The organism is Clostridium sp. (assembly GCF_034179595.1).
Taxonomy (GTDB): Bacteria; Bacillota; Clostridia; order Clostridiales; family Clostridiaceae; genus Clostridium.
In genome coordinates this window covers 111350-123860 of the sequence record NZ_JAXFPT010000014.1, presented here as the reverse complement: position 1 = coordinate 123860, position 12511 = coordinate 111350, and the positions used below count along the sequence as shown (strand labels likewise).

Below are 12511 nucleotides of genomic sequence, written 5' to 3'. Positions count from 1 at the left end.
ACATATCTCTAATCAAAGAAAAGACTTTTTACAAAAATTATCTACTGAATTAATAAGAAAAAATGATATTATTTGTATTGAGGATTTACAAGTTAAAAACATGATTAAGAATAAAAAACTTGCTCAATCAATAGCAGATGTGTCATGGTCAGAATTTGTAAGACAATTAGAATATAAAGCTAATTGGTATGGAAGAAAAATAATTAAAGTAGATAAATTTTTTGCTAGTTCGCAATTATGCAATAAGTGTGGATATAAAAATGAAGAAGTAAAAGATTTAGGTATTAGAGAATGGACTTGTCCTAAATGTGGTGCAAACCACGATAGAGATATAAATGCAGCAATAAATATATTAAATGAAGGATTAAGAAATATAACTATATAAATAGATAACATATATAAGAACCGTAGGAACTACGGGGATAGCTTGGTTATGCTTAGCACAATGGTGTTATCGACCAAGAACCCTACGACTTTAGTCGTGGAAGGTTCAGAAGTATGGCAATAAATTATTAGAAATAACAGGTATTTGTGGTGAGATTAATAAGAATGGAGATGATAAGCCATATATTATATTAACAAGTGGTGATGAGTTTGAAGTTACTGAACTGCAATGTTATTTTGATGATGAGAGTGAAGTAAAAGAATTAAAAAAAGGTAAAATAATAACTATAACAGGAAAGATTAAAGATGTTAATCCAAAATTTAATATACCTGTAGAGGATTGTACTATAGTAAAATAATGATTTAAAAGAGGATTTTAAAAATCCTCTTTTTATTTTAAATTAAATACATAAATTTATTTTACATATAATATAAAAACTATTATAATAAGCTTGCTAAATAAAATTTAACAATAAATATAAAAGAAAGGATAATAGTAATGAAAAAATCATTTTTGACAAAATTTATAATAGCTGTAGTAGTTATTATAATAGGTTTATTTACATATGGGTACATAAGTAAAACAACAAATAATTCTTCTTCTGGAGATAAAACTGTAATGATAACTATAAAAGATGAAGTAGATAATAAAACTATTATTAAAAATGAAGAATTTAAAACAAATGCAAACACACTAACCGAATTTTTAAAGGAAAATGAAAAAAGTTTAGGAGTTAAAATGGAAGATGGGCAATATGGATCATTTTTATTAGCTCTTAAAGGATTAGAAACAAAAGATAAAAATAAAGGACCATGGTGGATATATGGATATAAGTCACCATCACAAAATTTAGATTATAAAGTAGGTACTGCACCTGCTATGGATAAAATAAATATACATGATGGTGATAATATTGAATTTGTCTTTACTAATACGTTTTAATGAGTACTAGAAGATTAACTCAATGTGCTGTGCTTGCATCTATATTATATATAGTATATTTTATGGGGTCTTTTGTAGCGTATTTTGAACTTGTAAGCTTTATAATTTTATTATATGGAACTACACTTTCTAAAAAAGTATCATGGTTTTCAGTTGTAGTATTTTGTATTTTGGTAATGCTAACTAAAGGAATAGCTCCATGGAGTGTAATGTATTTATTAGTGCTTCCACAATATGCACTTATATATAATGCTTTATCAAAATGGACTAAATCTGAATATGTATATGCATTAGTAGGAACTATTTTATCTTTTATTATGGGAACAATTATAGATCTTCCATATCTTTTAACGGCTGGACTTGGAGCAAAATCTCTTTTAGTTACTTTGCTTTTAGGCTTTCAAGTTTCTATAGGAAATGCAATTTGTACACTTATAGCTACTTTATTTTTATATAAGAATATAAGTAAGGTTTTAAAAAGAGTTATTATGTAATAAAAAGTCTTAGAATTATATTAATTCTAAGACTTTTTTATAACAATCTTTTACAGTATATAGAGCATTATAAACACTAATACTATTATTGTATTAAGAAAAAAGGAAGGTGATTTTTTTGTCTCACAAGAATAATAAAAATAGTAAAAATAATAAAAAATCAAATCAAAAGACTAGAAAAGAATTAGAAAAAATGAAAAATGAGACTGCAAATGAAATAGGATATTCAAGAGAATCAAGAAAATTAGGCAAAAATAAGGAAAGAAAAGTACCTTATGATAAATAAAATAATCTAAGGAGAAAATATTATGAAGAAGGATAAAGAATTTAGAAATACACATCCACATATTAAAAATGAAGGTCAAAAAACAATACCAAGATTAGATGAATTACAATATGAAATAGCAAATGAAGTAGGATTTGAAAAGATAGCTAGAGAAGATAGAGGAATAATAAAGAGAAAAGAAAATCCTAAACTTTAGTATATAATTTTACTAATTTGACTACATATGTGATTAAATATACTTAACTTAAAAATTATTCGTATAATCCTTAAAATAGGTTAGGGAATTTTTATAAAGAACCATAATTCTTGATTACGAAGAGAGTACTCAAATATTTAGGTATTTTCTTCATAATCGAGAATTTTTTTTATTAAATGCATATAATATAAAAATAAAATTTAGGAGAGTGTTTATGAATTTTAAGGATTTACCAAAAGTTGAATTGCATTGTCATTTAGATGGATCTTTAAGAGTAGATACTGTTTTAGAGCTTATGAAAGAAGAGGGCATTGATTTAGGTTATAAAAGTTATGGTGAAATCAAAAATATATTAGTTGTGCCTAATGATTGTCCATCTCTTAAGGAATACTTAAAAAGATTTGATTTACCACTTAAATTAATGCAAAGTAGAAAAAATCTTAAAAGGATTGCTTATGAATTAATAGAAGATGTTAATAAAGAAAATGTTAAATATATAGAAGTAAGGTTTGCACCTCTTTTGCATAAAGAGAAAGGTCTAAAGGTTTTTGAAATTATAGAAAGTGTTCTTGAAGGTTTAAGAGAAGGTGAAAGAGATTTTGGTGTGAAAAGCAACCTTATATTAAGTATTTTAAGAAATATGCCTGTGGATTCATCATATGAAGTTTTAGAAGGTGGCCTTAAATTTATAGGTAATGGGGTTGTGGCTCTTGATCTTGCAGGAAATGAAGTTGAAGGATTTGCTAAAGATTTTGAAGAGGCATTTAATCTTGGTAGACAATATGGATATAAAATCACAATACATGCTGGAGAAACGGGATTTTCAAGTAATGTAATAGATTCTATAAATATTTTAAAAGCAGAAAGAATAGGTCATGGTGTTGCAATTGAAAATGACAAATATGCTTATGAATTGGTAAGAAAAAATAATATAACTTTGGAAATGTGTCCTAAGAGCAATATTCAAACTAAGGCAGTTAATTCTTATGAAAAACACCCTGTAAAGAAGTTTTTAGATGATGATTTATTAGTTAGTGTAAATACAGATAATAGAACAGTTTCAAATATAAGCTTAACAGAGGAATTCTACAATTTAAATAAAATCTTTGTATTAAGCAAGGAGGATTATAAAAAGATATATTTAGATAGTGTAAAAGGTGCTTTTTGTGATGAAGCTACAAAGAAGTGGTTAGTAGAACAAATAGAATAATTAAACTAATAAAAAACCTATCTAAATATTTTAGATAGGCTTTCTCTTGTTATTTATTATTTTCTATATTTATAAATTTACTTAAGAATTGTTTTGTTCTTTCATGTTTTGGTGATTTGAATATTTCAGATGGTATTCCTTCTTCAACAACAACTCCATCTGACATAAAGATTATTCTATCTCCAACATCTCTAGCAAATGACATTTCATGAGTAACTATAATCATAGTTCTATGTTCTTTAGCTAAGTCTTTTATAACATTTAAAACTTCGGCTACAAGTTCAGGGTCAAGTGCTGAAGTTGGTTCATCAAAAAGAATTACATTTGGGTTTATAGCCATAGCACGAGCTATGCTAACTCTTTGTTGTTGTCCTCCTGATAAGGTATTAGGATAAGCATCTTTTTTATCTTCCATTCCAACTTTTTTAAGTGCATCAAGAGCTATTTTATTAGCCTTTTCTTTATCTAACTTTTTTACAACTATTAATGCTTCAGTTACATTTTGAAGAACTGTTTTGTTATTAAATAAATTGTAGTGTTGGAAAACCATTGCTGATTGTTGTCTTAATTTTGTTATGTCTTTTTTTGATGCATTCTTAGCATTTATAGTAACATCGCCTATAGTAATTTCACCACTATCTGGCTTTTCTAAGTAATTTAAACATCTTAAAAATGTTGATTTACCAGAACCTGATGGTCCAAGTATAACTACAACTTCTCCAGTTTTTACTTCTAAATTTATATCTTTTAAAACTTCTAAGTCTTTAAAACTTTTCTTTAAACCTTTTACTTTAATCATAGTAATTCACCTCTTAATATACTGAAAGTTTTCTCTCTAAGATTCTTTGTAAGTAATTAAAGAATTCTATTATAATCCAGTACATAATAGCTACTATTATATAACTTTCAAAGAATTTATAGCTTGCTGCAGCTTGCATTTGTGCTTTTGCAAGAAGTTCTGCAACTCCAAGTGTAAATGCAAGTGATGAACTTTGAATAGTATTTACAAATATATTACCAAGAGGTGGTATAGCTATTCTAAATGCTTGAGGTAAAATTATTCTTCTAAGTCCTTGCCATGGTGTCATACCAACTGAAAGACATGCTTCCATTTGACCTTTATTTATTGCGTTTATTGAAGCTCTAAGTGCTTCTGCTATGTATGCTGAAGCATTTATTCCAAGCCCTACAAGAGCCGCTGTATAGGCACTCATATCTTTAAGTGCTGGTATTACTTGTGGAATACCAAAGTATAGTAAAAATAATTGAACTAAAAGAGGTGTTCCTCTTAAAAATGAAATATAAACTTCAGCTATTTGTTTTAAAACAGGAATCTTATAAACTCTTATTAATGAAAGAATAATTCCTATTATAAGACCTATTATCATACCAAATATTGAAAGAGATAATGTAGTTTTAACTGCTGTAATTAGCATAGGTATTAATTTTAATGAATACATAAAGTCAAAAGATAATGCTTTATCCTTTGATACTACAGAAGTTACATTACCTTCATCATTATTTGGGACAGTTACGTTCATTCCAAGCCATTTATCAGATATAGATTTTAATGTACCATCATTTTGCATATCATTTAAAGTGCTATTTACTAATTCAATAAATTCTTTATTTTCTTTAGTTTTTCTAAATGGATATGCATTTTCTAATTTATCAATAGGGTTACCTGCAAGTTGCAATGCTAAATCTTTTTCTTTTATTGTAGCAAGTGCAGAAACTTTATCTATAACTACTGCATCTATTCTTCCAAGTAATAGTTCATTAAAAGCTGCATCTGTATTTTGATATGTAACAACCTTTATATTTTTACCTTTACCTTTTTCTCTAACTATTTGTTCATAGTTACTACCTAAGTCAACTCCGACTGTTTTGTTTTTTAAGTCATCAAATGATTTTATTGAATCATTTCCTTTTTTAACTATTATTTGAGCTCCACTATAAACAGTTGGCTCTGTAAAGTAGTATTTTTCTTTTCTTTCATCTGAAATAGTTATTTGATTTGCTAGCGTATCAACTTTGCCACTTTCTAACATACCAAATAAACCACTAAATGAAGCTGTTTTAAATTCTACATTATAACCAAGACGTTTACCAATGTCATTCCAAACATCAATTTCAAATCCACTTAATTTACCGTTATCTGAAAAAGTAAATGGATAGTAGCCACCAGATGTTCCGATAGTTATAGTTTTTTTATTATCACTTACTTGATTAATTTCTTTTGAAGATGTGCAACCAACTAAAGAAAGAGCAATCAAAGCAAAAGATATAATAGTAAGGAAAATATTATTTTTTAATCTTTTCATCTAAACTCCTCTTCTCATTAATAAATATCATTTTTTTAATTATATATAATTCCTATAGGAATTGTCAATAAATTGATTAAGCATACATATTAAGTATTATTAGTAATTTACTAATAAAATATGTTAGAAAAATATAAATTTTGTTTAAAAAATAAAAAAAAGTCAATAATAACCAATGAGGAGTGATAAAAATGAGTAAAATGAAGAAAAAGATATATATTACAATTTTAATTTTTGGAATTATTAATTTATTTTTTATAAGTTATTATATAACATCAAATAATATAAAAAATAGAAATTTAGATAATCAAAACATAGAAAATTCAAAAGAAACTTCAGCAACTACTATAAGTAGAGCATTAAAAGAAAATCTTAAAGTTTCATTTTATACAGGAAGAAACAGAGATAAAGTTACAACAGTAAGTGAATTATTAAAAGAAATGAATGTTGGAGAATATCTTACAGAGGAAATTCTTACAAATGCAGTATCAAAAGATGGATATAAATTAGTTGATAAATCTGATGAAATGTTTATTTATAAAAGAGATGAAAAGGCTAAATTAAAAGCAAATACTTATTATATAGGAGAAAGTGATGGATATTTAGCTATATATAAAACTGACGATAAAGGAAGTATAAAAGATAAAAAAGTATATTCAGAAGATATTCCTATAGATATGCTTAGAGATATTGATATAGATAAACTTAAAAATTATGAATATTTTAATAGTAGTAGTTTTGAAGAGGCTGAAAATAAAATAACAGAATTAACTACTTAACCTTATGATATTTATAAAAAAATTAAGGCTTAGCAAATAATATGCTAGGTCTTAATTTTTAGATTAAAAATAATATGATTTGTTGAAAGATTTTAATTAAAATGATAAAGTAATAAGTAGACTTATATGGGAACATACTTTCACTTATATAAAGAGAGGGGGATTTTTAATGTATGAATATATAAAAGGTAAGTATATAGGTATAGTAAAAGATTATGTGATTGTTGAAAATGGTGGTATTGGGTATAAGATATATTCTTCAGGGATCACGATGTCTGGTATGCCAAGCATTGGGGAAGAAGTTATGCTATATTTAGAACAAATAGTTAGAGAAGACTTCATTGGATTATATGGATTTTTATCAAGAGAAGAATTAAAAATGTTTAATATGTTACTTTCTATAAATGGTGTTGGTGCAAGGGCAGCGCTCTCACTTTTATCAATAAGTAAGATTAATAATTTAAAATATGCAATAATGACCAGTGATTATAAACATTTATGTAGAGCACCTGGAATCGGCAAAAAAACAGCAGAAAGAATTATATTAGAACTTAAAGATAAATTAAAACCTGATGAATTACTAGATGGAGATAATGTTAGTGATATAGATTTAAAAATAAATGAAGATGATTATGCAATCAAAGTTTCAGAAGTTCTAGGCGCACTTTTAGCATTAGGATATAGTGAAAAAGAGGCTAATATGGCTATAAAAAATATAAATAAAGAAAATACAGTAGAAGTTATGATAAAAGACAGTTTAAGAGTATTAATGGGATAGGTGAAAATGATGGAAAGAGTTATTACACCAAATGAACTTAATGAAGATGTTAATGGTGAATTAAGTTTAAGACCTCAAAGAATAAGTGAATATATTGGGCAAGATAAGGTAAAAGAAAGATTAGATATTTTTATAAAAGCGGCAAAAAATAGGGGTGAAGCCTTAGATCATGTTTTATTATATGGACCACCCGGGCTTGGTAAAACAACACTTGCAAATATTATTGCAAAAGAAATGGGTGGAAACTTAAAAATAACATCAGGACCAGCAATAGAAAGAGCTGGAGATTTAGCTGCAATTTTAACAACACTTGAAGATAATGATGTTTTATTTATAGATGAAATTCATAGACTAAATAGAAATATTGAAGAAATTTTATATCCAGCTATGGAAGATTATGCACTTGATATAGTTATAGGAAAGGGTGCAGCTGCTAAATCAATAAGAATAGATTTACCTAAGTTTACATTGATAGGTGCAACAACAAGAATAGGAATGTTGACTTCTCCTTTAAGAGATAGATTTGGAGTATTATGTTCTATGGAATACTATACAGAAGATCAATTAAAAGATATTATAGTAAGAAGTGCACTAGTTCTTGGCTGTGATATAACAGAAGAAGGTGCACTTGAGATCGCAAGAAGATCAAGAGGAACTCCAAGAATTGCAAATAGACTTTTAAAAAGAGTTAGAGATTACTCTGAAGTTAAAGCCGATAAGCTTATAAGTTTTAAAGAATCAAAAGATGCTTTAGAATTATTAGAAGTTGATAGTCAAGGATTTGATAGAGTTGATAATAAAATTTTAGAGGCTATAATAGATAATTTTAAAGGTGGACCTGTTGGAATAGAAACTCTTTCTTATTTTATAGGTGAAGAACTTGGAACCTTAGAAGATGTATATGAACCATATCTTCTTCAAAGAGGATTTATAGTTAGAACACCAAGAGGAAGAGTTGCAACTGAAAGGGCATATAAACACTTAGGTAGAGAGTTTTATAAAGATAAATAAAAAATAGTAAGGGAGACAAAAGATATGAAAGTAAGCGATTTTGATTTTTATTTACCAGAAGAATTAATAGCGCAACATCCATTAGAAAAAAGAGATACATCAAGATTAATGGTGCTTGATAAAGAAACTGGTGAAATAGAACACAAAGTATTTAAGGATATAATAGAGTATTTAAATGAAGGAGATACTTTAGTTTTAAATAATACAAGAGTTATGCCAGCTAGACTTATAGGTGCTAAAGAAGGTACTGGCGGTAAAATAGAATTTTTACTTCTTAAGAGAATAGAAGGCGATAAATGGGAATGCTTAGCAAAGCCAGGAAAGAGTGCAAGACCAGGTAGAAGATTTGAATTTGGTGATGGAAAATTAAAGTGTAAAGTTTTAGAAGTTTTAGAAACTGGAAACAGAATTATAGAATTTGAATATGAAGGAATATTTGAAGAAGTTTTAGATTCACTAGGGGAAATGCCACTTCCTCCATATATTCATGAAAAATTAGATGATAGAGAAAGATATCAAACAGTATATTCAAAAGAAACAGGATCAGCTGCAGCACCAACAGCGGGCTTACATTTTACAGAAGAATTATTAAAGAAGATAGAAGATAAGGGGATAAATATTGCATACGTTACTTTACATGTAGGGCTTGGAACATTTAGACCAGTTAAAGCAGAAACAATTGATGAACATGTTATGCATTCAGAATTTTATCAATTATCAAAAGAAACAGCAGAAATAATAAATAATACAAAGAAAAATGGTAAAAGAGTAATATCTGTTGGAACAACATCAACTAGAACATTAGAAACTATTGCAGATGAAAATGGAATGGTAAGAGAATGTAGTGGATGGACTAATATATTTATATATCCAGGATATAAGTTTAAAGTTGTAGATAACTTAATAACAAACTTCCATTTACCAGAATCAACTTTAATCATGTTAGTTTCAGCACTTGCAGGAAAAGAACATGTTTTAAATGCTTATAATGAAGCTGTAAAAGAAAAATATAGATTCTTCTCATTTGGAGATGCGATGTTTATAAAATAATCTTTACGATAAATTTAAAGGAGTGAACTTTTTGAGTAAAAGATACACATTACTAAAAAAAGATGGAAATGCAAGAAGAGGTAGATTTGTTACACCTCATGGAACAATAGAAACACCTGTATTTATGAATGTTGGTACTTTAGCTGCCATTAAAGGTGCAGTTTCAAGTATGGATTTAAAAGATATAGGATGCCAAGTAGAACTTTCAAATACATATCATTTACACTTAAGACCATCAGATAAGGTTGTTAAGGAAATGGGGGGATTACATGAATTTATGAATTGGGATAGACCAATACTTACAGATTCAGGTGGATTCCAAGTATTCTCACTATCAGGAATTAGAAAGATAGAAGAAGAGGGAGTTTATTTTAACTCACACATAGATGGTAAAAAAATATTTATGGGACCAGAAGAAAGTATGCAAATACAAAGTAATCTAGCTTCAACAATAGCAATGGCTTTTGATGAATGTATTGAAATACCATCACCAAGAGAATATGTAGAAAAGTCAGTTGCTAGAACAACAAGATGGCTTGAAAGATGTAAAAAGGAAATGGATAGATTAAATTCACTTCCAGATACTATAAATAAAGAGCAAATGTTATTTGGAATAAATCAAGGTGCAACTTTTAAAGATATAAGAATTGAACATGCAAAGACAATTGCAAAGATGGATCTAGATGGATATGCAATAGGTGGTCTTGCAGTTGGAGAAACTCATGAAGAAATGTATGAAATCATAGAAACTGTAGTTCCACATCTTCCAGAAGATAAACCAATTTATCTAATGGGTGTTGGTACTCCAGCAAATATATTAGAAGCGGTTGAAAGAGGAGTAGACTTCTTTGATTGCGTTCTTCCTGCAAGAAATGGTAGACATGGACATGTGTTTACTAAAAACGGAAAAATAAATATCATGAATAAAAAGTTTGAATTAGATAAAGGTCCAATAGATGAAGGATGTGAATGTCCTGCTTGTAAAAATTATACTAGAGCATATATAAGACACTTATTTAAGGCTAAGGAAATGCTTGCAATGAGACTTTGTGTTCTACATAATCTTTATTTTTATAATAAACTTATGGAAGATATAAGAAAAGCTATTGATGAAGATAGATTTAAAGAATTTAAAGAACAAAAACTTAAAGATTGGAATATAAAAAAATAATTTTATACATTAATTTTCATACAAAAAGAAAAGCTTGTTGACAACAAAATAAAATAAATGTAAACTCATTTTATGGGATAGTATTTAATTCCAACAAAGAATCATTTTAGTATGAAAGGAAGTAAATTTATGGCGATTTTATATCAAGTACTACCACTAGTAGTTATATTTGTACTTTTCTTCTTTATGATTATTTTCCCAGAAAAGAAAAGAAAGAAGCAATATAGCCAAATGATGGATTCATTACAAATTAATGATGATATAATGACAAGAGGCGGAATTGTTGGTAAAATAGTTCAAATGGATGAAGAACATATAGTTATAGAAACTAGTTCAGATAGAACAAAGATTAAGCTAGTTAGAAATTCAATAGCAAGCAAATTAAACAAAGAAGATAATAAAAAAGCATAGAAATATCCATCGGCGTGTTGCTGATGGATATTTCTTGTTTAAAGAAAATCTAATTTAATATACATTGTAAAAAATTTGTATATATACATAATACTTTATTAAGGTAAGTTAATATGATATAATTAAAATCGATTTAACAATTAAAATTCCAATAAATGTAAGATAAAATGTAAAAATTTATTATATAAAATCAATGTTAAAAAACGAAAGGAGATAAAAATGAAAGGGAAAGGAAAAAGCAAATTTATTTTTACACTTTGTACCTTAGTTATCATACTTTTCGCAGCCGTGTGTTTTAGAGGAATCAAAATAGGCGGATGGGAAATTAAGTCTTTTAATGACACGATAACAAAAGGCTTAGATTTGCAAGGTGGAGTTTCAGTTTTGCTTGGAATACAAGATAAAAATGTAAGTCATGAAGATTTACAAAAAACAAAAGATTTAATTCAACTAAGAGTTAATAAGCTTGGAGTTGCTGAAACTGTTGTTACTACAGAAGGAGATAATAAAATAAGAGTTGATATTCCAGGAGAATATAATTCTCAAGAAATAGCTAGCTCTTTAAGTAAAACAGGTGATCTTACATTTAAGGCTCCAGATGGAAAAGTTCTTTTAACTGGAAAAGATGTTAAAAAAGCAACTGCCAATATTGATCAGCAAACTAATAGACCAGTAGTAACTTTAGAGTTAAATGCTGAAGGAACAAAACTATTTGCAGAAGCAACGAAGAAATATTTAGGAAAACAAATTTCTATAAATATGGATAGTGAACAGCTTACAAATCCTACAGTTCAAAGTGAAATAACTAACGGAGAAGCAGTTATAACTGGAATGAGTACTATAGACGAAGCAAAAAATATTGCAGGTCTTATTAATTCAGGAGCACTTCCAGTTTCAATAAAGGCACTTTCACAACAAACAGTAGGTGCTCAACTTGGAGAAACAGCACTACCAAACGCTATAAAAGCAGGTGCTATTGGTATATGTTTAATATTTGTATTTATGATTCTTTATTATAGAGTGCCAGGATTTATTGCAAGTATAGCATTAATATTATATACAACTTTAGTACTTTTAGTATTTGTTGAGATAGGTGCAACACTTACACTTCCAGGTATAGCAGGTTTCTTACTTACTATAGGTATGGCAGTAGATGCAAATGTACTTATATTTGAGAGAATTAGAGAAGAATTAAGAAAAGGTTTATCAGTAAAATCTGCTGTTAAAAAAGGTTTTGATAATGCGCTTTCATCAATAGTTGACTCAAATATAACAACAATAATTGCTGCATTAGTATTATACTTTATTGGTTCAGGTTCAGTTAAAGGATTTGCAATAACACTTATGATAGGTATAGTTGTAAGTTTATTTACTGCACTTATAGTTACTAAATTTTTAATGAATCAAGCTCTAAATGCAGGCTTATTAAGTAAGCTATCTTATTTTAGAGTAAAAGCAAAAAGGGGGTAAAGCT

Annotated in this window: 15 protein-coding genes, 1 pseudogene and 1 riboswitch; of the genes and pseudogenes, 14 read left to right on the top strand and 2 right to left on the bottom strand. The window is 27.7% G+C overall.

What is annotated here, in order from left to right; genetic code table 11:
• The 7 genes and pseudogenes from SPJ33_RS01520 to add all read left to right on the top strand — a co-directional run.
• Window positions 1-385: RNA-guided endonuclease TnpB family protein (locus SPJ33_RS01520; protein WP_321116200.1), on the top strand; the 385-nt coding region annotated here is incomplete at its 5' end.
• 118 nt (window positions 386-503) lie between these two features.
• Window positions 504-743, top strand: a pseudogene (locus SPJ33_RS10630) (OB-fold protein); the annotation flags it as partial.
• A gap of 140 nt (window positions 744-883) precedes the next feature.
• Window positions 884-1327, top strand: a complete 444-nt coding sequence (locus SPJ33_RS01515; RefSeq protein ID WP_321116199.1) for a hypothetical protein — start codon at window positions 884-886, stop codon at window positions 1325-1327.
• Window positions 1327-1821, top strand: a complete 495-nt coding sequence (locus SPJ33_RS01510) for a hypothetical protein (RefSeq protein ID WP_321116198.1) — start codon at window positions 1327-1329, stop codon at window positions 1819-1821. The genes SPJ33_RS01515 and SPJ33_RS01510 overlap by 1 nt, the downstream gene beginning before the upstream one ends.
• Window positions 1822-1939: 118 nt before the next feature.
• Window positions 1940-2107: a small, acid-soluble spore protein, alpha/beta type gene (locus tag SPJ33_RS01505; RefSeq protein WP_321116197.1), complete on the top strand. Its 168-nt coding sequence runs from the start codon at window positions 1940-1942 to the stop codon at window positions 2105-2107.
• 22 nt (window positions 2108-2129) lie between these two features.
• Window positions 2130-2303 (top strand): hypothetical protein, encoded by a 174-nt coding sequence (locus tag SPJ33_RS01500; protein WP_321116196.1) that lies wholly within the window; start codon window positions 2130-2132, stop codon window positions 2301-2303.
• Between the two features lie 39 nt (window positions 2304-2342).
• A riboswitch (purine riboswitch) is annotated at window positions 2343-2440 on the top strand.
• A 77-nt stretch (window positions 2441-2517) separates the two neighbouring features.
• Entirely contained in the window at window positions 2518-3513 is a 996-nt protein-coding gene (gene add, locus SPJ33_RS01495; RefSeq protein ID WP_321116195.1) for an adenosine deaminase, read from the top strand.
• A 49-nt stretch (window positions 3514-3562) separates the two neighbouring features.
• Here add and SPJ33_RS01490 read toward each other — a convergent pair whose 3' ends face one another.
• Both SPJ33_RS01490 and SPJ33_RS01485 read right to left on the bottom strand, forming a co-directional pair.
• Window positions 3563-4312: an amino acid ABC transporter ATP-binding protein gene (locus SPJ33_RS01490; RefSeq protein ID WP_321116194.1), complete on the bottom strand. Its 750-nt coding sequence runs from the start codon at window positions 4310-4312 to the stop codon at window positions 3563-3565.
• Between the two features lie 13 nt (window positions 4313-4325).
• Window positions 4326-5837, bottom strand: a complete 1512-nt coding sequence (locus tag SPJ33_RS01485; protein ID WP_321116193.1) for an ABC transporter permease subunit — start codon at window positions 5835-5837, stop codon at window positions 4326-4328.
• Window positions 5838-6028: 191 nt separating this feature from the next.
• Between SPJ33_RS01485 and SPJ33_RS01480 the strand changes: the two genes are divergently transcribed.
• The 7 genes from SPJ33_RS01480 to secD all read left to right on the top strand — a co-directional run bounded on the left by SPJ33_RS01480 (window position 6029) and on the right by secD (window position 12507).
• A complete protein-coding gene (locus SPJ33_RS01480) occupies window positions 6029-6616 on the top strand; it encodes a hypothetical protein (protein ID WP_321116192.1) in 588 nt (195 codons plus the stop codon).
• Between the two features lie 169 nt (window positions 6617-6785).
• A complete protein-coding gene (gene ruvA, locus SPJ33_RS01475) occupies window positions 6786-7394 on the top strand; it encodes a Holliday junction branch migration protein RuvA (protein ID WP_321116191.1) in 609 nt (202 codons plus the stop codon).
• 9 nt (window positions 7395-7403) lie between these two features.
• The gene (gene ruvB / locus SPJ33_RS01470) at window positions 7404-8405 is read left to right on the top strand and encodes a Holliday junction branch migration DNA helicase RuvB (protein ID WP_321116190.1); all 1002 of its coding nucleotides are present in this window, start codon (window positions 7404-7406) and stop codon (window positions 8403-8405) included.
• 24 nt (window positions 8406-8429) lie between these two features.
• Entirely contained in the window at window positions 8430-9455 is a 1026-nt protein-coding gene (queA, locus tag SPJ33_RS01465) for a tRNA preQ1(34) S-adenosylmethionine ribosyltransferase-isomerase QueA (protein WP_321116189.1), read from the top strand.
• A gap of 31 nt (window positions 9456-9486) precedes the next feature.
• The gene (gene tgt / locus SPJ33_RS01460) at window positions 9487-10626 is read left to right on the top strand and encodes a tRNA guanosine(34) transglycosylase Tgt (RefSeq protein ID WP_321116188.1); all 1140 of its coding nucleotides are present in this window, start codon (window positions 9487-9489) and stop codon (window positions 10624-10626) included.
• A 129-nt stretch (window positions 10627-10755) separates the two neighbouring features.
• The gene (yajC, locus tag SPJ33_RS01455; protein ID WP_321116186.1) at window positions 10756-11037 is read left to right on the top strand and encodes a preprotein translocase subunit YajC; all 282 of its coding nucleotides are present in this window, start codon (window positions 10756-10758) and stop codon (window positions 11035-11037) included.
• A gap of 219 nt (window positions 11038-11256) precedes the next feature.
• Window positions 11257-12507 carry a protein translocase subunit SecD gene (gene secD, locus SPJ33_RS01450; protein ID WP_321116185.1) on the top strand — a complete coding sequence of 417 codons (1251 nt, stop codon included), beginning with the start codon at window positions 11257-11259 and terminating at the stop codon, window positions 12505-12507.
• The last annotated feature ends 4 nt before the right edge of the window (window positions 12508-12511 follow it).

Excerpts from the sequence above, each read along its gene's own strand:
- add (WP_321116195.1), top strand. The coding sequence starts at position 2,518 with ATGAATTTTAAGGATTTACCAAAAGTTGAATTGCATTGTCATTTAGAT.
- SPJ33_RS01515 (WP_321116199.1), top strand. The coding sequence starts at position 884 with ATGAAAAAATCATTTTTGACAAAATTTATAATAGCTGTAGTAGTTATT.
- ruvA (WP_321116191.1), top strand. The coding sequence starts at position 6,786 with ATGTATGAATATATAAAAGGTAAGTATATAGGTATAGTAAAAGATTAT.
- secD (WP_321116185.1), top strand. The coding sequence starts at position 11,257 with ATGAAAGGGAAAGGAAAAAGCAAATTTATTTTTACACTTTGTACCTTA.
- SPJ33_RS01500 (WP_321116196.1), top strand. The coding sequence starts at position 2,130 with ATGAAGAAGGATAAAGAATTTAGAAATACACATCCACATATTAAAAAT.
- SPJ33_RS01485 (WP_321116193.1), bottom strand. The coding sequence starts at position 5,837 with ATGAAAAGATTAAAAAATAATATTTTCCTTACTATTATATCTTTTGCT.
- yajC (WP_321116186.1), top strand. The coding sequence starts at position 10,756 with ATGGCGATTTTATATCAAGTACTACCACTAGTAGTTATATTTGTACTT.
- SPJ33_RS01510 (WP_321116198.1), top strand. The coding sequence starts at position 1,327 with ATGAGTACTAGAAGATTAACTCAATGTGCTGTGCTTGCATCTATATTA.
- SPJ33_RS01490 (WP_321116194.1), bottom strand. The coding sequence starts at position 4,312 with ATGATTAAAGTAAAAGGTTTAAAGAAAAGTTTTAAAGACTTAGAAGTT.
- queA (WP_321116189.1), top strand. The coding sequence starts at position 8,430 with ATGAAAGTAAGCGATTTTGATTTTTATTTACCAGAAGAATTAATAGCG.
- ruvB (WP_321116190.1), top strand. The coding sequence starts at position 7,404 with ATGGAAAGAGTTATTACACCAAATGAACTTAATGAAGATGTTAATGGT.
- SPJ33_RS01480 (WP_321116192.1), top strand. The coding sequence starts at position 6,029 with ATGAGTAAAATGAAGAAAAAGATATATATTACAATTTTAATTTTTGGA.